This window comes from Sporomusa termitida (assembly GCF_007641255.1).
In the GTDB taxonomy this organism is placed as follows: Bacteria; Bacillota; Negativicutes; order Sporomusales; family Sporomusaceae; genus Sporomusa; species Sporomusa termitida.
The window spans coordinates 438,272-460,288 of record NZ_CP036259.1 but is presented as its reverse complement, the minus strand read 5'-3'; the positions used below and the strand labels follow the sequence as shown (position 1 = coordinate 460,288).

Genomic DNA, 22,017 nt, shown 5'->3' with positions numbered 1-22,017 from the left:
TCTAAACATTATGCTCCTATTCCGCACCCGGCCCCGCGGCCACTATTTTTTTTCAGCCAATTTGAAAAAGGCATTATACGCAGCCACTACCTGATTTGCGTTTTCAATGGCCGCGTTCCGTTCCTGAATTACCCGGTTGGCATCATTGGTGGCGGCGTCAATGTAGCTTTGCGACGCCTTAACATAGGCGTCCACGGCAGCAATGTAGGCGGCCGTGGCTTTGGCGTCCTGGACGGAAGCCGGGGGCACCGGCAGCGGCGGCAATTTAGCCTGAGCCGCAGGATATTCGGCCGGCAGATTGGTAGCTGCTGCAGCCGGTACAGGCGCAGGCTGGGCCGGCGGCTCGGCCGCTGCCACACTCAGGCTCAAGGCAGCCAGTGCTGCCAGCAGCAGCAGGACATAAAGTTTTTGTTTCATGGTATTCATCTTCCTTTCCTGTATTAGTCAAATTGGGCCTGCGGCGCTATCTGCCGCCGCAGGCTAAGAAAAGACCTGGCTATGCCAATCCCTCAGGGACGCAGGCAGAAGCCGCCTATGCTCTTTAGGGTATAGTCGTTCTTACTTATGATCAGAAACCGAGATATTTTCTGATCATGTTTTTGTTTTTCCTATTACTTCCATCCTACCATAGCACCACCGGCTTGTCCAGCCGTTGAGGTGCTGTTCGACATTTTCCGTCGGGCCGGCCGCGCATTTTGCTGAGCGCTTGCCTAATTTTCATTTCCGTAAATGTCACGGATAACAACAAAACGGGGGCGGCATCCCAGAGCTGAGTAAACTCATTTCCATAAGCTACTAATCCCACCAGCTGCACCCTCGCCTGTTTTCAGTATATTACCTTCTCACAGATAACGCTACCAATTTCTATGGTAAACCCCATGCAATTTCAAGCGGGTAGAAAGAAGGTTCAACAGCAAATTTCAGGCCGCGCTTTTCCACCTTTACAAATCTCTTGGATACAGGCCCAATCATTGTTTTATAGTCCTTGGCCATTGGCGGAGACGGTTTAAACTGAGGGGTGACGGCAATCTTTTTCTCTTCATTGTTTTTTGTTTTAATTGTTAATACTACGGGTTCCCCATTGGCATCAAGCAAATAATTTAAATCAAGCGGCTTCATAAAACTGGTTGCCACACCGTTGACCGCCACAAGTGCATCACCTGCCGCAATGTCGTTCAGCGCGGGAAAGCCCACTGCATCCACTGCCTGTATCCGGAAAAGGCTGCCTTCCTTTCCTTCTGCGTCGGTTTCTTTTTTCCAGGTAATTCCATAGTCATAGCGCCCATGAAATTCATGCTGCACATCCAGCAAAAGCTGCGCCCAATCCTCGGCCTTCGAACGCCAGTAACTCCTCATACTCACCAGACCGGAGCTGCCTGCATCGTACTCCAGGTAATAATGCTTGTTTTTTCCATATTTTTTACGCATAAGACTCATATTGACCCAAACTCCGTCTTGGTAGGGCCGGGTGGCAATAGTCACGAAGGAATATTGACTGCGGTCAACGTTTTCAAATCCCTCCAGTGCCAGCACTTTTTCTATCCCGGCCGGCAGTTTATACCACCCGCGAAAAATTTTGTCCCTGGTTATCGCCGCCGTTCCCGGGAAAGGCTCACTATCCACCGCCCTCCCGTTGATAAAAAAAACGACATCAGTCACCGGATTCTTTTTTACCTTAGCATCGGCAGCTTCGACAAAAAAATAATACAAAATCTCGCTGCCGTTTGCAGGAAATACTTTGTACAGCGACAGCCTTGCATAATCCCCTTTCAGGCTCCATGTGCCCCTTTCATCGGTCACAAAATAAGAAATCGCGCCATCCGGGCTTTGATGCCCATAGATATTGCTGCCATCGACATTATAACCAAAAGCTTCAGCACATCCCGGACTCAGCCATATTGTCAGGCAGAGCATGAACAGCATAATTTTTTTTACATTCACGGCTTTTTCCCCTCTCCGCTTGCCCTGCAGCCTTATACGGGCAAAAAAGCAGCTCCATTTGGCACATTGCCGGCCTGCTTCATTTATTCATTTTATTATACATGATAATAAAAATCATTATCATTAAACTATTTTCCCTTTTTTTAAGGACTTAAGTCCTTATTTTTTTTCATTTACCGCTTGCAGCTCAATTATCTACTGTTTGTTGCTTATAACATTCCCCTGACTTGCCATCAGCTTGAAAACTTGCCTATAACGCATAAAAACAGAAAAGGCCGGCTAAAGCTACTGCTTTTTTAGCCGGCCTTTCTTAAAGTTTCTGATACATACGAGCCGCATTCCCTCAAAACCAAACAATGTAAATTTTTTGCATCGGCCAAATGTACCGACCTTGGGAGGTAGCTCGGTTAAATGAGGTTCTTCGCTTGCGCTCAGAACTAAGCGATTCACACAGGTTTCCGCGTCGCTTTCGCTCCTAAAAACCTGGTTCTCTGCTTATGCTTATATCCCTAGAAAGGAGGTGATCCAGCCGCACCTTCCGATACGGCTACCTTGTTACGACTTCACCCCAATCATCGGCCCCACCTTAGACGGCTAGTTCCTTGCGGTTACCCCACCGGCTTCGGGTGTGACTGACTTTCGTGGTGTGACGGGCGGTGTGTACAAGGCCCGGGAACGTATTCACCGCAGTATGCTGACCTGCGATTACTAGCGATTCCGACTTCACGGAGGCGAGTTGCAGCCTCCGATCCGAACTGAGAGCTTATTTCTGCGTTTCGCTTGCCTTCGCAGGTTTGCTTCGCTTTGTTTAAGCCCATTGTAGTACGTGTGTAGCCCAGGACATAAGGGGCATGATGACTTGACGTCATCCCCGCCTTCCTCCGCATTCTCTGCGGCAGTCTCCCTTGAGTTCCCGCCTTTACGCGCTGGCAACAAAGGATAAGGGTTGCGCTCGTTGCGGGACTTAACCCAACATCTCACGACACGAGCTGACGACAGCCATGCACCACCTGTTTTTGCGTATCCGAAGATAGGGATTCATCTCTGAATCTTTCGCTCAATGTCAAGCCCTGGTAAGGTTCTTCGCGTTGCGTCGAATTAAACCACATACTCCACCGCTTGTGCGGGCCCCCGTCAATTCCTTTGAGTTTCAACCTTGCGGCCGTACTCCCCAGGCGGGGTACTTATTGCGTTAACTCCGGCACAGAAGGGGTCGATACCCTCTACACCTAGTACCCATCGTTTACGGCCAGGACTACCGGGGTATCTAATCCCGTTCGCTCCCCTGGCTTTCGCGCCTCAGTGTCAGACACAGTCCAGAAAGTCGCCTTCGCCACTGGTGTTCCTCCCAATATCTACGCATTTCACCGCTACACTGGGAATTCCACTTTCCTCTCCTGCACTCAAGCCTGACAGTTTCCTGCGCCCATACGAAGTTAAGCTTCGCACTTAGACACACGACTTACCAGGCCACCTACACGCCCTTTACGCCCAATAATTCCGGACAACGCTTGCCACCTACGTATTACCGCGGCTGCTGGCACGTAGTTAGCCGTGGCTTCCTCCTTTGGTACCGTCATTAGTCTACATTATTCACATAGACCACGTTCGTCCCAAACGACAGAGCTTTACGACCCGAAGGCCTTCTTCACTCACGCGGCGTTGCTCCGTCAGACTTTCGTCCATTGCGGAAGATTCCCCACTGCTGCCTCCCGTAGGAGTCTGGGCCGTGTCTCAGTCCCAGTGTGGCCGTTCATCCTCTCAGACCGGCTACTGATCGTCGCCTTGGTGAGCCGTTACCTCACCAACCAGCTAATCAGACGCAGACCCATCTCCAAACGGCAGCTTCTTTAGAGAGGCCACCTTTCTTATCTTCGCCATGCAGCTAAGATACCACATTCGGTATTAGCACCACTTTCGCGGTGTTGTCCCCAGTTTAGAGGCAGGTTGTCTACGCGTTACTCACCCGTTCGCCACTAGTGTCTGGACATTGGACTTTAGACGCTGGATGTTGGATGAGCCGCCAGGGTAACCCCCGCTCTCTTTTCCAATGTCCAATATCCAAAGTCCAACATCCAAAACACCCGTTCGACTTGCATGTGTTAGGCACGCCGCCAGCGTTCGTCCTGAGCCAGGATCAAACTCTCCAATAAAGTGCATAGTCGGTTACGACTATATATATTGAAGCCGTTTTATCGGCTCAATTAAATCAAAATTGTTTTGCTTGTGCTGCTAAGCAGCACAGCGCACATCTGGCATTTGTTATGATGCATTTCTTTACATTGTTCAGTTTTCAGGGAACGACGCGCATGGATGCGCTAGGATCACAGACGTATCAGGGGGATACGCTTTGTCTGGGACCGACGTGCATGGATGCACTAGTGTCACGGGCGTATCAGGACGATACGCTTTGCCCGGGACCGAATACTATATTCACATCATCAAATAATGCTGTCAATAGAATATTATGGCAGGGGCAGAAGGACTTGAACCCTCAACCAACGGTTTTGGAGACCGCTACTCTACCAATTGAGCTATACCCCTATGATTACCACAGATATTTATTATACTATATATTTTATTAATAAGCAAGAATAATTTTATTCCACATGCATTTAAACCTTCTCCTGCCGTCAAGACTTTAATATAAAGGACTCGTGCTAAACCCGCTTTAAAAAACAAAATTTCCCTACTCTCTGTTTAAAAAATATCGTGCCGCATTTCATTCTTAAAACGTTTTGCGGCACGCCCTTTTTTCTGAAATTATTACAGCAGCATATCTGATTTCATTCTTTTGTTACATGTCATCTAAAGCTTCAATATATTTTTTATCGAACCCTATGCCAACCAGATAATCGACCAGTCGTTGCTTTACTTCTTGGGAAAGCTCAGGCTGTTGATAACTTTCCAGCATCCTATCGCGCTTATTTCTTATTCTTGCCAACAGTTTAGCTGACGGATCACCAATTACATTGCCTCTAAGGCTGACGTCGGGAATAAACGGCTCTTTCCGGCAATGTTGCATGGTGTGTTCGTTCGTAAGAAATTCCCCGGCAATACCGACCTTATGAATGACATCAACTGCTAGTGTGCCGGAGTTCACCTTGACCCCTCCCAGATATCGCTTGACCATACCGATAATCTCCAGGTCGACAATAAATTTTTCATACGACATCGTCAAATATCCGTCCATAATGCCGGCACTCTGAAAAATGAGGTTAGTTCCTGCGCGATGGGTGGCTAAATGGGTCAACATGCTTTCATAGCCCGACTGTACAGATAGTGATGTTGCGTCTGTGAGCGAGCCGCCGCCGCGGCAGGGCAGTCCATAAGCCTTGGACAGACGCGCCGCATATTCGTAGCACAAAGCCCCCTCAGGCGAACCAGTGGCAATACTACCGGTCTTCATATCGGCGGTCGTACTCTGCGACCCGTAAACAACTGGCGTCCCTGCCCGTAACATTTGGGCAACGGCAATACCAGCCAGCACTTCGGCATTTGTCAACGCAATCGTGCCTGCCAACGTAACCGGTGCCGTAGTTCCGGCCATCGAAGCGGCCGCAATAATAACCGGCTGCCCGTGTTTAATAAACACCATCATCGTTTCCAACATATTTTTATCAAACTGCAGAGGAGTATTTGTATTCGTAATCGTTATCGCTCTGGGCTTTTGCAGCAGTTCTTCCCGGCCAAAAACAATACCAAGTATATCGATTAACGCCTGAACTTCTGCCGCACTACCCGTACCGGCCACAATGCCTTTGTCGGAGTAGAGTAATGCCGCATACAGCATGACACTAATGCTATCTTTGCCACTCAACGATTCCGGACTGACAACAAAGCCGCCATTTAATTTATGGTGAGGGCTTTGGTGGTATAGCTTAACAAAGTTGATATAATCGGTCAGCGTGGCCGGACGCTTGCTGCCATCACTTTCAGAAATAGCCGGTGACCCCGACCCCGGACAACATTCAACGTTGTCCCCGCCGACAACGATATCGTAGACCGGATTACGGGCATACAGAGTAAACGTAGACGGTGCCTTACTCACCCATTCGGCAATTTGCCCCCTGGTAAAAAAAGCAGTTTGCCCACAAACCTTTACGCCTTTATGCTGTAAAAGCTCAATAATCTCCGGGTGATGAAATTTCATGCCGGTTGTTGCCAGTATTTCCATAGAGGCTTCGTGAATCTGCCTCAAATCTTCATCCATTTGCTCAAATTTCATTTTACATCCCCCTTCGTATCTGATATTATTACCTAAATCCATTATACGGCTTTTGCGCCACGGCATGATGCAGATTACTCATAGCATCCTCCTAGCAAATTTCTATATAGCCGTCATCGCCGTTGACAATGACGGTATCGCCTGTTTTGATCAGGAAAAAAGGGGCTTCCTCTTCAGCACCATTCATTATCCCTTCCTTAGTCAATTAAATGCTACTCTGTCGCCGTACTACCCTTTCATCATATCGCTCAGTTTGCTGATTTCTTCGGCCGGCATACCGTAGCAATGTTCTTTGGCCGGGAATACTCCTTTTTCCACTTCATCTTTATATTGATTTAGCGCTGCTAAAATAACGCCGTTGACATTAGCATATTTCTTGACAAACTTAGGCACAAAGCGGTCGAAAAAACCAAGCATATCATGTACAATCAACAACTGTCCGTCACAGTGAATGCCGGCGCCGATGCTGATGACAGGCACTTTGCTCTTGGCGGTAATGATTTTAGCCACCTCGGGCGGAATAGCCTCCAGTAAAATTGAACAAGCACCAACCGCTTCCAACAGGGCGGCATCTTCAATGATGCGGTAAGCGGCCTCGGCCGAACGGCCTTGGGCTTTGAAACCGCCCAGCGCCGACGTAGACTGCGGCGTCAGTCCCAGATGGCCCATAACAGGAATACCGGCGTTAACGATGCATTTTACAGTTTCCGCCATCACGGTGCCGCCTTCCAGCTTGATGCAGTCAACATTGGCTTCTTGCATCAACCGGCCGGCGTTGCGCACGGCCTCCTGCGGCGATACCTGGTAGGATAAAAACGGCATATCGCCAATGACAAAAGCGGTTGGTGCGCCACGCTTGACGGCTGCCGAATGAACAACCATCATGTCCATCGTGACCGGCAAAGTCCCGTCATAGCCATATACGGTCATACCCAGCGAATCACCGCACAAAATAATATCGATGCCGGCTTGCTCCTGCAGCAAAGCCATAGGGTAATCATAACAAGTCATCATCGAGATTTGTTCGTGTTTTGCTTTCTTGTCCATAAGATACGGAATCGTTACTTTTGCTCTTGTCATTTTCTATTCCCCCATTTTTTAAATTATCCTCTGCCTGGCTCAAGATTGCCGCTAAGTACTCTTTATGCTGAGTGAATTGGTTTATCGGGTGTGCTGGCTTCACTAAGTGTTAATGTTTTTGTTTCCGGCGCCCAGGCAATAGAAACGATAGTGCCGACGACTAGCGTGCCTGTCAGCCAGAGAAGTGTGTAGCTCATGCCCAAATTCGCGATACTCATCGGTAGTAAAAATGTCCCTACCGCTGCTCCCAGCCGGCTGGCAGCCGTAGCTAACCCTACGCCGGATGAACGGACATCTGTAGGAAAGCTCTCTGCTGGAAAAACCCCGACCAAGTTGGACACAGCCGACATAACTAACGTAAAGGCGGCAAAAGTGATAATCATCAGAGTTTTAGCGCTTGGCGGCAACAGTCCGAGGGCCAGCAGTGAAATGCCCAGAAAAATGAAGGAATTGATGAGAAAGCCGCGACGGGAGAATTTTATTGTCCACCAAATGCCGCAGAAAGCGCCAACTACCAGCAGAGCATTTAACAGCATGTTAGTAGAAAAATTTTCAGATAGTCCCATTGTTTTTAGAATATCGGGCAGAAATGTGTAAATGGCAAAATACGGAATGACTAAACACATAAAAAAGATGCAGTTAAACAGCGTGCGCTTGATTAGCTTGCGACTAAACAAGTCGATGAATTTACCCGTGCCTTGTGCAACTGTCTCATCATCAAGCACAACAGTAGGCCCCAGATATTTTTTAACGATGGCATGTGCTTCTTCGGTACGCCCTTGTCTTAACAACCATCTAGGCGATTCAGGACTTCCGATTCTGTAAAAGATGACAAACATCGCCAGCGGAAATGCCGATACGAGCAACCACCGCCACGAATCTGCCAGTGTGCTTTGCAGGTATACTCCCAGAAAGCTTGCGGCCACATAGCCAAACGTCCAGATAACACTAAAGGAGCCTAAGATAGCGCCGCGGTGTTTTCGCGGTAAAAACTCGGCTAACATCGTATGTCCAACACTATAGTCACCGCCAAGACCAATGCCGATTAGAATCCTCAACAGGAATAGTTGCTCAGGCGTTTGCACAAAAAATTGAAAAAATGTTGCGGTGGCAATAAGAACAAAATTGAGCATAAAAATTCTCTGCCGCCCTACATAGTCAGAGACCCAGCCAAGCACCAAGCTTCCTAAAAACAGCCCAATTAAAGCAGAACTGCCAATAAGGCCCTGCCAAAAAGGGGAAAGTCCCATTTGGGGCGTGATAACAGTAAGCGCTATGCCAATAACACCGAGTGAGAATCCATCTGTAAAGTGGGCTGCAAATGTAATTCCAGTCATTTTTAAGTGAAATTTATTTAATGGCACATCGTCAAATTTTATTAAATTGCTCGTAGTCATTATTAAATAACCTCCTGGTATTTCTTTTATGACGGTACCCACTTCGTTAAGCGGGAACGTCTCCGCGCAACCATCAGTGGGAAAAGCCTCCCACTGCGGTTGCGGCATCCAGCTTTAGCTGGGACAGATTCACATTTCGACAGAAGACACTTGAGTGCATTGTACCTTCGCCTAGGGAGTCCCTGCGGCAGTCTGCAGCGGCCCACGTCCCCTGCGGCGGGGGAAGTTGCGTAGGCTTTAGATTGGCACTAAAATAATTTGATAATTCAGATTTTTTTAAAATTACAATCTCCAACCGAATCACTCGACACATGTCAGCACAACTAGCTACGCATCAGAAAACATCAGACGTGCCCATAGTAGTCGCGATGAGCAACTACGGAAAAAGCGTAATCTAAGAGCGTACCCCAGTCGAATACCGGTAGATTTACTGCCCGTTGGATAGCACGCGCAAACGGCTGCATACCGGTACATTCAAGCATGATAGCGCCTATATCGGGATTTTTGCTGACAAATTCGGCAGCTGTCCGGACCATTTGCTGCTCGGCTTTATCATAATAGGCTTCCGGGCAATCAGGGCGCTTGAGAGGATTCCATAAATTATCGAATTCTGTGCAGCCATATTCGTCCTGCGCACCGGCAATTACTAAATTGCTGTTAGGGTCAATGCCGACATTTTTTAAATGATCTTTACTTAAAAACTGCTTTTGCGCACAAATGATGCCCACTGCTTTACTCGGACTAATTACCTGCTGAATAAACGGTACTTGCAATAGACTAGACATAAACACCGGTACATCGACGGCAACGGCCACATCTTTTTGAAAAAAGGCAAAATAGCCGCATTCAGCCGCAATGGCCCGGCATCCCAGCCGTTCCAGCTTTGTCGCCGCAGCGATGACCGCCTCGCGACACTGAGCCGGATTCTCATCATAGACTAACGTCTTGTTTGTTACACCTTCGGCAATTTCATATTGAATCGGATACGGAAAAGCACTGGCATTGCGCACATCTCCTGGAAACCCGGGATAAGCATCATTTAGCAGCACTATTCCTAACCCCATACCATAGCACACATGGTTTTTGCGGGTTTTTATATGATTGATGCCAGCATCACGGTTCTGCCAAAAAATCATGCCTGGTATCCTCCCTTCTATAGCCCCAGTTTACGTTCCCACTTTGCTAGGTCTTTGATTACAGATGCCTCAAGTTTTGCCACCTCGTGCCCTTCGAGAATATCTTTGATCTTTTGCTTAATCTTGCCGCTGACTTCCGAATAATCCTCATTATTCATCTTGCGGCTAAACAGGCTGGGATACCAGATCTGGCGGAAATTCTTATTGGTGTGCATTTCGGTCAGGTAGTGGCCGCCTGGCCCTACTTTTTCAATGACAGCAAGGGCAAAGTCCGCATCAGCCACCTCAATACCGGCAGTATAGTGCTTTAGTCCTTCAATAATCTCATTCGCCAAAACAACTAATTCCGGCGAAACACTCTTACAATGGTCCATTACGCCGACATCATGAATGATATTGGCTTTGCTTAACATGGTGGAGAAAATCTCCATCGTCGCCTCTGACACAGCTTGCTCGTCAATAACCTTGGCATCCGAACAACCTGCTGTACCATAGAAGGGAAGACCGTAATAGGCGACTAAGTCGGCCATAGCGGCAATATTGAGATGGAACTCAGGCGCTGCGTAACTGCCAATACTTGTGCGCATATCAAGTACAGACGGCATTGCGCCATAAATGAACGGTGCGCCTTCGCTAACTAGTTGGGTAAGGACCAAGCCTGCCAGGGCTTCGGCATTGCACTGGGCCAGCGTCGCAGCCTTGCTCATCGGCGATGTGCCCCCCATCATGCAATACGGCATATAGACAAAAGGTATGCGATTTTCGGCGCTGATATATATTTTCTCAGTGCTTTCCAGCGGGTGAGTCAGAGGCGGGATAGGCTCGCAGTAGTTAAAAATGAAGGGCTTTTGCTGCAGGTTTGCCAAGCCGCCGGCCACATCGGCCGCAATGTCGATGATATCCTGCAGTGATTCAATATCATTTGTAGAAAAATTAATCGTTTTGCTAAAGTTTTTTATTGTTTCGATAAAAGTACTTTGGGTCTGGACTTTGGGGTCAACATCGGCCGTCATCCCTACCGATAAGACAAAATAGATGTTAGGTAGATAATCGGCTACCTTGCACATTGTCTGGATGTCTTTTTTGAGGAATTGGCGTACTTTATTGCTGAAGGGATCGACAAACTCCAACTGGTCGGCATGTGTACCGAAATACACCTGGTCCTGACTGTTGATCAGCATCGCCGGCTGCCCCTCACGGTTATACAGTGTCAGTTCTTTCGGGGCAGTTTTAAGTGCTTTGTCAACCAGTTTTTGTGGAATGCGGATAAGACCCTCGGCTGTCATGGTAGCCCCATTAGCGGTCAGCAGCTTTCCGGCCCGCTCACCCGTTATCCGCATGCCGACATGTTCCATAAGATATAGGCTTTTTTCGTGAATCTTACTGATCTTCTCCTGGTTCAGGACCGAAAAGCCTATATTACGTTTAATTGGCGTAACCATGTATTTGTCTCACTTTCCTTTCTGATTTCCGACTTTGCACCGCTCACTTGTCTATTTATACACGCCGTCGCGCAGATAAGCATTCATTTCCGCTTTATCCATATGGCCGATGCCCAGGTAATCCAGAGTGTAGCCCTGTTGATAAAAATCTCTTTTTAAGATGGCTGAGGCAAGATTAATCATCGAATCAATGACCGGGGTACGGACGCCAAACTTCTTGCCTAATTCATGGTAAACATGACAACCTACCGGAATATCTTCGGTAATGTACCTGTTTTCCATAGTGAACGGGCCCGTGCCGAATTGAATCGGATCTTGCTGGTCAAACGGTATGACATAATCCTCACCCATGTATTCTGCCCCTAATACGTTTTCACGGGAGAAGAACTGTTCTTTCCGGTAAGGCTGAATGCCGACACCCATAGCTGCCGCCAGAGAACATTCCTCTTGATAGAAGGCGTACTGTACTTCAGAAATTGATGGACAATAAGCGTGGGAATAAATGCTGTATTTATATTTGTCCTCACCGAATATTACCCCGAAGTTCTCCATGACGCCTACCCCAAGAATTGTTCCCGGACAATGCAGCACAGGATTAACATTGCTAAACCCGGTATCCATGACAGTATCGCCGGCAACGGCACCCTGGCCGTTTGTTACTGCGTCCATCGACGGCAGATATTTGGAGCTTTCGAGAAAAGCCTCGGTATCAGCGGCCGGCAGGGCAGCCCCTCTTAACGTTATCGCCCGGTAGTATACACGGATCTTCGGCAAAATAACGCCACCCTTAATTTCTACGCGGCTGCCATAAGTGGAACTAGACCAGCCGCCAATTATAACGTTCTTCATGCAGCCGGCTTCCCGCATCATCTTTCTTAAGATCAGTGATCCATAGTTGTCAGGGAAAATATGGATGACCATGCCGTCTTCCAGCGCAGGTATTAATTTTTCAAAGAAGGGTTTGTGACCGGCACAAGGGGTAGCGACGACGACCAACCCTGCACCTTTGACAGCTTGTGCCACATTTGTCGTAACAAGTTCCATTTGGGCCATGCCGTTCCGCTCAAACCCGTATAAATTTAGCTGATCACCAAAAAAATTAATCCCTGTTTCTTTGATGCCAAATAGCGTCTTTTCGGCAAACGGCGGCAAGTCGCAAAGACGGACTTGAGCCCCGCCTAAAGCACAGTCGCCGGCAATCGCTTTGCCGACAGCCCCGGCACCAAGGACGGCTATCGGTTTAATTTTTAAATATTCCATGTTTTTCATCGAAAATATCCCCCTCATAGTTTAAGTTGCCTGTTATTCGCCGTAGAACCCCTTACGGTGGGCTTTGAGATAGCCCATACAAAATTCATCCTGCCCTAAGAGTGTCTTAGCCGCACAAATCAGTCCCATCATGCCCTGATCTGTCGGGTTAAGAATATAGCCGTCCATACCGGCCGCCATCGTTTGTGCTACAAACAGCCTGTTTAAGTATTTGCGGTTAGGCAGGCCGTATGATACGTTGCTGAGTCCGCACATAAAGTGTACTTGCGGATACTGCTCTCTGATCAAGCGGATTGTATCAAGCACTTCCGCACCAGCCGAAGCCACACTGCTGACCGGTTTTACCAGCGGGTCAAAATACAGGTCATCGTCGTCAACGCCGGCAGCCTTGAGTTTAACGTATAAGTTTCCGACTACCCGCATACGGTCGGCTGCTGTATCAGGCATGCCGCATTCATCCATGCACAATGCTACTATTTTGGCTTTGTATTTTTGCACGAGCGGTATCACGGCCTCAAAACGCGGGCCTTCATCGGTGATCGAATTAATCATCGGTACTGTGTGCATGATCAATTCCAGGCCGGCTTCTAATGCCTCAGGGTTAGGGCTGTCAATACACAAGGGAGTCTGAACGGCTTGCTGAATCGTACTGACAAGCCACCGCATACTCTCAACCTCATTAAACACTTTGCTACCGCAGTTAACGTCAATAAAATCGGCTCCGGCTTCAGCCTGTTCTCTAGCCACTTGTTGAATATACTGGGCGTCTTTGTTATCTACCGCCTCGCTAATAGCCTTGCGGCTGGTATTAATCAGTTCGCCAACGATGACCAATGCTATTCCCCCCAGTTAGTTTTTCGCTACCATTGCCGTCGCCATTTCCTTACAAGCCACCGCATCGACACAATAGCCATCTGCCCCAATCTTTTCGGCAAACTCAGGATAGAGCGGCGCACCGCCAACCAGAATTTTAACACTGTCCCTGAGCCCGGCTTCCGTAATCAATTCAATCGTGTCTTTCATCCCCATCATCGTAGTTGTTAACAGTGCACACATGCCGACAATGTGCGGCTTATGCTCTTTAATGGCGGCTACGAATTGTTCGGGAGCTACATCGATGCCTAAGTCAACAACATTAAAGCCACCGCTTTCTACAATCATGACAACAAGGTTTTTGCCGATATCATGTAAATCGCCTTTTACAGTTCCCATTAAAAAGGTAGACACATCAGCGGAATCATCTGCTGAAAGCAGTGGCTTTACTAATTTCATACCTTCTGCCAAAGCTTTTGCGGACATCATAACTTCAGGAATGAACATTTCACCGGCTTTAAATTTTGGCGCTACAATATCCATACCTGCCAGCAACCCCTTGTTAACAATCTCTAATGGAGCTGTGCCGGCATTAATCAATTGCCGGGTAATTGCCTGAACATTTTCGTCATCACCTTCAAGTACTGCTGCTGCCAATTCTTTAAAATTACTCATCTAAAACTCCTCCTATCATGTAATATAAAGTTGTAAGTCCAGCTTTTGTTAAAGTTGCTATGTTTACCTGATACACCACCTCCCGGCATGAGTAATAATCGCTGTCTTATTGTTACGCTTAACTATAAATGCATCTTTCATGCCATTTTGTTAAATATGTCAAAATATCTTTTTGTAAAAAAATAGATACTGGAAAGTTCTTGTCTTTCCAGTATCTATTTAAAATATTCAGTAAAGTTAAAAGTAACCTGATTGAATATTTGATTTAATTTTGATCGCTTTTATTTTTTTGCTTCAGATTTGAATAACTCGCTGAGTCATCTATGGTTCACATCAAGTTTTGGGGAAACTCTTCTTTACTTATAATAAAATCAAAACAATTTATTGTTGCAATATTTTTCAATCAGTCGATAGGCTTTACTCTGACTAATATGTAATGCGTGAGCAACTTTACGGGAACTGCCATACTTATGCAATGCTTCCACAATCATTCTGCGTTCTAACTGACAAATAGCTTCATCCAATGTCCTGACTTGCGGTTTCTCCGTCGCAGGAAACTGTATGCTCTTTGAAAATGCTTCAGAAAAAATTTTGGGCAAATGGCACACTTCAATGGTTGAATCCTCTACAACTACGACCAGCCGTTCTATCATGTTTTCGAGTTCCCTGATATTGCCTGGCCAGGAATAGTCAAGCAATATGTCCCTGCACTCAGGCGATATGCTATGATCTTTTTTGTATTTCTTATGAAACTTGTTCAAGAAATAATAGATTAACGCCAGCGTATCCTCAGGACGTTCCCGCAAAGGCCGTAATTCTAATTCAATTACATTAAGCCGGTAATAGAGGTCTTCACGAAAAAGTCCCCGCTCTATCATAGTGTTCATATTCCTGTTTGTAGCCGAAATAATCCGGCAGTCCACCGTCTTGACCTGATGGCCGCCGATCGGTATAAAGCGCCGTTCTTGAATAACATCGAGAATCTTGCCCTGCAGACGTGGCGGCAATTCCGCTATTTCATCCAAAAACAAGGTGCCGCCATCAGCCAGTTCGATAAGACCTGTCTTGCCTTTTTGCAGCGCGCCGGTAAAAGCCCCTCCCATATAGCCAAACAATTCCGACTCCATCAGTTCTTCCGGAATAGCCGCACAATTAATGCTGATAAAAGGCCCGTTCTGGCGTGAACTAATCCTGTGAATATTCTTGGCAAGGGCACTTTTGCCAGTCCCTGTCTCACCCAGAATTAAAATGTTTATATCGACAGGTGCCACTTTTTCCACTAATGTCATTAACTCTTTCATTTGCGCACTGTGAGCCACAAGCTTGACATTTTGCAGTTCTTTTTTGCTTAATACTACAACTTCTTCTTCCATCCGCGCTAATAATTCTTTTGTTTGTTCAAAATCACGTTTTATATCTGCCAATTGTTTTACATCACGGCAATTTTGCACCAGAAATTCAATATTACCATTCTGATCGTAAATCGGAGTATTGGTTACTACCATTTTAGCGCCTGTCCGCGTTGACTGCTCCAACGTATTTCTAGCCTTGCTGTGAAGCGTAATCGGCGCAGTAGGCGGGTAACATCCGGCTTGCTCCATAAATTGCCATGGGTCTTTGCCGATCATATCACTTGGCCTGATTCCATAATATTGCTCACAAGCCTTATTGGCATAAATAGTTATTCCCGTACTATCAGTAGCAAAAATGGCGTCATAAGAATTGTCTAAAATTTTAAGCAGTAGCTCTCTACTCAGCTGTTTATTATGAACCGATACATACTTAGATTCCCGCAAGCATACTCCCCCTTTCCAGTAGTTTAGATTATGGTTAATCCGCACGCTGTAATCACCATTGATTTAACTTAATCTGTTTCTGTATATAATACTAAGCCATATATCTGATTTCCTCCAGCATGAAAGATTCTAGCAGAGCCTAATAGTTGAAGTTCAGGGCATTGCTAATAAAATCTTATAAAATTATTTTTATGTGACAAATAAAAATGCCAAATAAGGTATTTTCCTCATTTGGCATTACCGGCATGGTTGCGGGAGCAGGCCGCCAGGACTGCTAAACCTAAATATAAGCTATATTGCTTTTGCAATATAGCTTAAGTAATACTATACCTTACACCTTCCTAAACCAAAGGGCGATCATTGCCACCGCCCCGATCAGGCAAAACATGACCAGCGACATCAGCCCGCCGGCATAACTGCCGGTCGCATCAATAAAATATCCGACTATAACCGGTGTAAGCGCCCCGCCGGCACTGCCCAGGCCGCTTTCAAGCCCGCTGCCTGTTGCCAGAGCTTTCTCGGGCACAACTTTTTGAATCATCGACCAATGACCGGGCAGGCCGATGACCAGGGCCGATACGGCCACAACAAGCCATAATGCTGCTTCTATCTGATCTGTTGCATGAGCGGCAAAATAGATCCCCGCCGCCCCGCCCAGCATATGTAAAATACCGAAAGTGGCTTTCCGTTCCACCTTATCGGTCAGATAGCCGACAGCCACAAGCGCCACAACGGCGGCCGCATACGGGGCATTAGCCCAGAAGCCCATGCTTTTCCAGGAGAAACCCATAGCCTCTTTCAGGTAGGACGGAATCCAGGTCATCAGCCCCCACCAGGCCGCAGAGCTGCAAATATAAAACAACACACACAGCCAGTAATCCAGATTAAACAGGAAGCCCTTGGACGCCTCCCAGGTTGACACCGGCTCCGCTTGCTGTTTGGCTGACGCTTCGGCCTGCAGCCCGTTCTCGATATATTCCAGCTCCAGATGGTTGATTCTTTTGCTCTCCCGCGGATAATCTGTAGTAAAAAACCAGATCAGAATTAACGGTATAATGCCGATAGCCGCTAAGGCGAAAAAACTTGACCGCCAGCCCCAGTTGCCGACAATCCAGACGAATAAAGGCATGGCAATCGCCGGTCCGGCCGCCAGCCCCAGCAGCCAGGTGGAATTGGCCCGGGCCCGCTCATTGGGCGGAAACCAGTTCCGGACAAACTTCATCTGCATCGGCCAATGCATGCCTTCCCCCAGGCCCAGAATGCATCTGGCCACAAGCATGCCGGCAAAGGTTGTTACCAGACCGCCATAAATGCAGGACAAGCCCCATAATACAATGGCCAAAGCCATGACCTTGCGCGGCCCCCACCAGTCGCCCAGCGGTCCCAGAACACTGTTGGCAATGGCATAGGTTGCCAGGAACAATGACATCAGCGACCCCATCGCCACGGCATTGCCCTTAATCCCCATCGCCGCCAAAAAGGCCTCATCGGCCACAAGTACCGATACGTTAACCCGGTCAAGGTATGCAACTAATAATGTCACTAGTAAAACAACGATTACAACCACCCGTTGTTTAGTCGGCTGCTCGGCCGCCTCGGCCTGCTGCACCAATGCTTTTTCACTCACAGTTGTTGCCTCCCCTGCTCTATAGTAATTGAAATAAGCAGCACCAGATTGTGGCAAGACGGCCCCGACAAGTCGGGGCCCCGTTGCTTACCATGGCCTGAGAATCGTTAATTTTAATAGAAGAACTCTAATTTAGTCATATAGGTTGTGCCGAGTTTCCCAACGCCACCGGTCAAATCGGTATTTTTGATTTTGAGGTCCTGCCCCTCAATTGTCCAGATTACATTTTTGCTTACCGTGTTTTGCAGGGCAACAAACCAGCCTTCGATATTATCGGTACCTTTGACAAAGGTCGAGTAGCGGTCGCTGGGATAACCGACGGCCTGGGCGTCAAAACCGCCGGCGCCGGAGGGAATGGCACCGGCATCCAGTTTGCGGTAAGCGACCGACCAGCCAAAATCGCCTGCTTTTTTGGCGTCGACCAGGTATTTGGCCGAGAAGAAGATGGGCTGCTGCTTGGTCGCGCTGCTTAATTCAACAGCCCAGCCTTTGGGCGAGGTGGGAAGATTGCTTGCGCCCTGGAGGCTGGTAGCCACATAATCGCCAATCAGCACCACACCGCCCAGTTTTACGTCAAAGCCGGCGGCCCAGCCTTTAGACTGTGTGAAGGAGCCGATATTGGTGTTTAATGAACCTGTCCCGCCAGAATTACTGCCGCCGGGAACATCAGACCAATAATAGCCGGCTTTCCAGCCCAGCGTATCACTCGCCTTGCCGGACAACTGGGCGGTAGTCAGCGTATTGGCATCACCGCTGTCACCGGTGCTGCTGTTAGTAGCGGTGCCATTACCTTTGATGTTATTGACCGAAGCGGTAAAAGTAACCTTGCCGAAACCCTCATCAATGCGGATGCCGTCAACACCAACCGCTTTGCCGAACAGGCCATGGGTAAAGTTATCATACGGGAAACGGCCAATCCGGACCCGGTCTATCCCCAGGACATTTTTCGCCGTAACCGCCAGCAGGTCAAAGGAAGCATTGGTGCCCTCACTGCCGTTATTATAATTGCCAAACTTGGAGCTGGCGGAAAGCCGCGCCATCCATGAGATATCCTCGTTGATCGTGCCCTGGAATTTGATCCGCTGGCGGAAGTCAAAGTTGTCGGAGCCATGTAGTTTCTTAGTATTGGGGGCCTTAGGGTCGTTGCCGAAGTACCGGACCCGGGTCTCACCGGCAATCCAGGTGTTGGTCTTGCTCTCCACTTTCGCCACCCGGGCTCCCAGGCGGTTCAGCTCGGCGGCAAATTCCACCGAAAGCTTATCAATCAGCTGCTGATTATCCTCGTCGGCTTTTTCGAACTTATCCATCGCTTTAGCCACAACAAAGGCAAACTCATACCGGCTTAGGGTCCTGTCGCCTTTGAAGGACTGATCGCCATACCCGTCAACCAAGCCCGCTTTCGCCAGCTTGCCCACAGCCTCATAGGCCCAGTGGCCGGCAGGGACATCGCCAAAGGACTGCACCGGGGCCGCCTGCACCGTATTGGTCAATGCCGGGGTGCCGGCCATCGTAACCGACAGCAGCGCCAGGGGTACAATGGCCAGCCATTTTTTGGTGTTTTTCATTTTTTCCATAATTATCGCCCACCTTTTTTTATTTTAGTGATTTTACATCTGGCTTTATTTGCTGTTATGCTTTGATTGTTGAATCAGCAGTTCTTTTCTGCGGCATGGTGGCAAAGAACAAGGCACATATCCCCACGATGCAGATAGCGACATTTAAATAAAAAGCGGGTGTATAGCTCTTAAACATATCGAACAGCTTCCCGCCGACCAGCCCGGCCGGTGAGCAGGCAAGGGCTGATAGCAGCAGCATCATGCCATTGACTTTGGGGAAGGCAACCGGTCCGAAATAGTTGCCGACCATAGTGTTTAAGCAGACAAAGGTCCAGCCAAAGCCGGCACCGTACAGGATAGCGGCCGCAAAAGCCACCATCAGCGAACCGGCGGTAACATTGATTGCCAGGAAAGAGCCCGCAAAGTAGCAGCAAATGCCCATCATAAAGGCAAAGCGGGCCGGCATTTTGTCCATTAGCCAGCCGCCGATCAGGCGGCCGCCGATACCACCCATAGTAAAGAGGCCCATGGCCCAGGCGGCATCAGCCGGGTTAATGCCCAGACCCCGTAAGTGCAGGATCCAGTGAGCGGTAAAAAAGAAGAAGGGAAACTGGCAGGCGAAGGAACCAACAACAATCATCCAGAAAGAGCGGGTGCCATAAGCTTCACCGGGAGTCCAGTTAAACTTGGTAGCCAGGGAATTGACAGGCCCGGCCTGAGCCCCGGCCTGTTCCTCAATGCCGTCAACCAGCTGCCCCAGGTCCTCCGGTCTTTCTTTAACTGTTAAAAAGGCAACAACCGCCGCCGCAATAGCGATGCCGGCAACAATCAGCCAGGCCTGGCGCCAGTCGCCGCCGTTGGCGGCAAGCACCTTGTTCATCAGCGGCGCCCCCAGGAAACCGGCAAAGCCTGACGCGGTTAAAGTCATAGCCATCGCCCGGCCGCGATATTTTTTAAACCAGCGGGTTACTGCCGTTGATAACGGCACAATGGTGCCAAAACCAATGCCGGAACCAATGATTACACCGAAGCCGACCAGATAATGCCAGGGCTGGGAGGCAAAAAAAGCCATCCACAATGTCCCGATCAGAATCAATGCCGAGCCAATGCCAAAGGTTGACCGGACACCCCATTTGCCAATGGCGGCAGCCACCATAATGGAAGGAACACCGACGAAAAAGTTCAATAAGGTAAAGCCCATGCCATAGACACTGCGTTCCATGGTAATCTCTTTTAACATATATGTATTAATAACTGCCCCACCGTACAGAGGAAAACCCATGTTTAACAGATACAGGAACCATAATGCCCCTACTAGTCTCCAGCCATAAAACTGTTGCTTGTTTTCCATTTCCTCAATCCCCTCTAAATTAATGTTGAACCTATTGCCGCTATTTTCTTACGGTTCTGATAATTTTTCCGGTTATGTATCTGATCATTTGACTTTGACCAAATACATAACAGCAGCTATGCTCAGCGTTCATTTAACCGTAGCGAAAGGCAATCCCAAAGGTACCGCGTGGATAAGTCCATTTAATAATCCCCTTGTCTTTACAGACAACCCGGCAAGTTCCGCATTCCAGACAGCCTGCATAGTCAAAATTCATTTCGCCCTCTTTCAGGGTGTAAAGCACTGCCGGACAAACATACAGGCAAGGCTTTTCCTGACACCGGGCACAAACCGTCTTATCAAGAACAATGTGCGGTTCTTCTTCATCAACAACGAATTTGTTTAATCCCAGCAGCTCTTCCGGCGAAAGTTTTTTTACAGTCATATTGCTTTAAACCCCTTCCAGCCGTCAGCAATGAGCTGGCCAATTGTTACATGCTTTTTCAATACCTTGAACATAGCCTTATCCATGCGCTCAGGCAAGCCGCCGTCAACAGCAAACAATGTTTTCATCAGGTCATTGGCCATGGCCGGATACACGGATATCAGCCGCCGGTTGCTCATCAGCTCATGGAAATTGGCATAAAGCTTCATTGTCGCCATTAGCGAAAGCTGCTCCAGCTGCTGAACATAAGCCGGACCAATCTGACTCTCATCCGCCTGCTGGAGAATGGCCTGCGCCGCAGCAACACCGCTGACAATAGCCAGGTCAATGCCGCGCAGAATCGTCCCGCTGTTTACGACCAGGCCGGCAGCATCGCCAACCAGCACCAGCCCAGCCCGATACAGCCGCTTCGGCATGGCATGATAACCCACCTCCGGCACAAGATGGGCCCCATACTCTGCCGTTGTGCCGTCTTTGATCAACGGATAGATTGCGGGATGCATTTTTAGAGTCTGGAGAATCTCATGAATCTTGCTGTGTTGTCTGGCCAGGTCTTCCGGGTTTAGCACCACCCCCAAAGAAATACTGTCTTTATTGGTATAAAGAAAGCCACCACCGAGCACACTGCCAGAACAACCGATCAGTACCCGGGCCGCACCTTCGCCCGCCTGCAGGCTGAATCTGTCTTCAATCACTTTTTCCGGCAGCTCGATGATTTCTTTCGCCCCAACACCTACGTTATGACCGGCGATATCCTGCCGTAAACCGGCCTTCTGGGCAATAAGGGAATTCACTCCGTCGGCCGCAATAACAACGGTTGCGCAGATTTCATCATCACCGGCCTTAATGCCGACAATTTTGCCGTCAGCTTCAATTAGCTCATCGACGACAATGCCGGGCGCCACCATGGCCCCCTGCTCTTCGGCCTGGCCGGCGAACCATTCGTCAAAAGGAGCCCGCAGCACCGAGTAAGACTGGGGAACCCCCTCGCCGAAGCTATAATCAACATAATCCATGGTCACCGCACTGTTTTGCCCCAGCATCATGATTTGCTCCCTGACCACTTTCCGTTCCAGTGGCGCCTGCTGATACAACCCAGGCTCAACCAGTTCCAGTGCATAGGTATACAGACGACCGCCGGTAACATTTTTGCTGCCGGCGCTGGCGCCCCGCTCTACCAGTAAAACACTTTTACCGGCTTTGGCTAATACGTAAGCGCAGGCAGCGCCGGCCGGACCGGCGCCGATAATAACCGCATCAAATTTTTCATCAGCTGACATAC

General features: G+C 48.5%; 16 protein-coding genes, 1 tRNA gene and 1 rRNA gene. All 18 read right to left on the bottom strand.

The features are described from left to right. Positions 1 to 42: 42 nt before the first annotated feature. Positions 43 to 417: a hypothetical protein gene (locus SPTER_RS02020; RefSeq protein ID WP_144348827.1), complete on the bottom strand. Its 375-nt coding sequence runs from the start codon at positions 415 to 417 to the stop codon at positions 43 to 45. Between the two features lie 447 nt (positions 418 to 864). Then, complete coding sequence (locus SPTER_RS02015; RefSeq protein WP_144348826.1) at positions 865 to 1,941, bottom strand: S41 family peptidase; 1,077 nt, start codon at positions 1,939 to 1,941, stop codon at positions 865 to 867. A gap of 513 nt (positions 1,942 to 2,454) precedes the next feature. Further along, positions 2,455 to 4,094, bottom strand: a 16S ribosomal RNA gene (locus SPTER_RS02010). A gap of 315 nt (positions 4,095 to 4,409) precedes the next feature. After that, positions 4,410 to 4,485, bottom strand: a tRNA-Trp gene (locus SPTER_RS02005). A 253-nt stretch (positions 4,486 to 4,738) separates the two neighbouring features. Continuing rightward, positions 4,739 to 6,169: a trimethylamine methyltransferase family protein gene (locus SPTER_RS02000; protein ID WP_144348825.1), complete on the bottom strand. Its 1,431-nt coding sequence runs from the start codon at positions 6,167 to 6,169 to the stop codon at positions 4,739 to 4,741. A gap of 228 nt (positions 6,170 to 6,397) precedes the next feature. Next, positions 6,398 to 7,249, bottom strand: coding sequence for a 3-methyl-2-oxobutanoate hydroxymethyltransferase (gene panB, locus SPTER_RS01995; RefSeq protein WP_144348824.1), 852 nt, complete (start codon positions 7,247 to 7,249; stop codon positions 6,398 to 6,400). Positions 7,250 to 7,311: 62 nt separating this feature from the next. After that, positions 7,312 to 8,646, bottom strand: coding sequence for an MFS transporter (locus tag SPTER_RS01990; protein WP_144348823.1), 1,335 nt, complete (start codon positions 8,644 to 8,646; stop codon positions 7,312 to 7,314). Between the two features lie 344 nt (positions 8,647 to 8,990). Continuing rightward, a complete protein-coding gene (locus SPTER_RS01985; protein ID WP_144348822.1) occupies positions 8,991 to 9,782 on the bottom strand; it encodes an aspartate/glutamate racemase family protein in 792 nt (263 codons plus the stop codon). A gap of 17 nt (positions 9,783 to 9,799) precedes the next feature. After that, positions 9,800 to 11,224, bottom strand: a complete 1,425-nt coding sequence (locus SPTER_RS01980; protein ID WP_144348821.1) for a trimethylamine methyltransferase family protein — start codon at positions 11,222 to 11,224, stop codon at positions 9,800 to 9,802. Between the two features lie 51 nt (positions 11,225 to 11,275). After that, positions 11,276 to 12,493 carry an NAD/NADP-dependent octopine/nopaline dehydrogenase family protein gene (locus tag SPTER_RS01975; protein WP_144348820.1) on the bottom strand — a complete coding sequence of 406 codons (1,218 nt, stop codon included), beginning with the start codon at positions 12,491 to 12,493 and terminating at the stop codon, positions 11,276 to 11,278. Positions 12,494 to 12,526: 33 nt separating this feature from the next. Next, positions 12,527 to 13,327 carry a methyltetrahydrofolate cobalamin methyltransferase gene (locus SPTER_RS01970; RefSeq protein ID WP_144348819.1) on the bottom strand — a complete coding sequence of 267 codons (801 nt, stop codon included), beginning with the start codon at positions 13,325 to 13,327 and terminating at the stop codon, positions 12,527 to 12,529. 15 nt (positions 13,328 to 13,342) lie between these two features. Continuing rightward, a complete protein-coding gene (locus SPTER_RS01965) occupies positions 13,343 to 13,981 on the bottom strand; it encodes a corrinoid protein (RefSeq protein WP_144348818.1) in 639 nt (212 codons plus the stop codon). A gap of 371 nt (positions 13,982 to 14,352) precedes the next feature. Then, positions 14,353 to 15,777 (bottom strand): sigma-54 interaction domain-containing protein, encoded by a 1,425-nt coding sequence (locus tag SPTER_RS01960; protein ID WP_144348817.1) that lies wholly within the window; start codon positions 15,775 to 15,777, stop codon positions 14,353 to 14,355. 331 nt (positions 15,778 to 16,108) lie between these two features. Then, positions 16,109 to 17,404 carry an MFS transporter gene (locus tag SPTER_RS01955; protein ID WP_246105442.1) on the bottom strand — a complete coding sequence of 432 codons (1,296 nt, stop codon included), beginning with the start codon at positions 17,402 to 17,404 and terminating at the stop codon, positions 16,109 to 16,111. Between the two features lie 113 nt (positions 17,405 to 17,517). Next, entirely contained in the window at positions 17,518 to 18,978 is a 1,461-nt protein-coding gene (locus SPTER_RS01950; RefSeq protein WP_144348816.1) for an S-layer homology domain-containing protein, read from the bottom strand. 55 nt (positions 18,979 to 19,033) lie between these two features. After that, a complete protein-coding gene (locus SPTER_RS01945; protein WP_144348815.1) occupies positions 19,034 to 20,311 on the bottom strand; it encodes an MFS transporter in 1,278 nt (425 codons plus the stop codon). Between the two features lie 133 nt (positions 20,312 to 20,444). Beyond that, a complete protein-coding gene (locus tag SPTER_RS01940) occupies positions 20,445 to 20,735 on the bottom strand; it encodes a ferredoxin family protein (RefSeq protein ID WP_144348814.1) in 291 nt (96 codons plus the stop codon). Next, positions 20,732 to 22,015 (bottom strand): FAD-dependent oxidoreductase, encoded by a 1,284-nt coding sequence (locus SPTER_RS01935; protein WP_144348813.1) that lies wholly within the window; start codon positions 22,013 to 22,015, stop codon positions 20,732 to 20,734. The genes SPTER_RS01940 and SPTER_RS01935 overlap by 4 nt, the downstream gene beginning before the upstream one ends. Positions 22,016 to 22,017 lie beyond the last annotated feature (2 nt).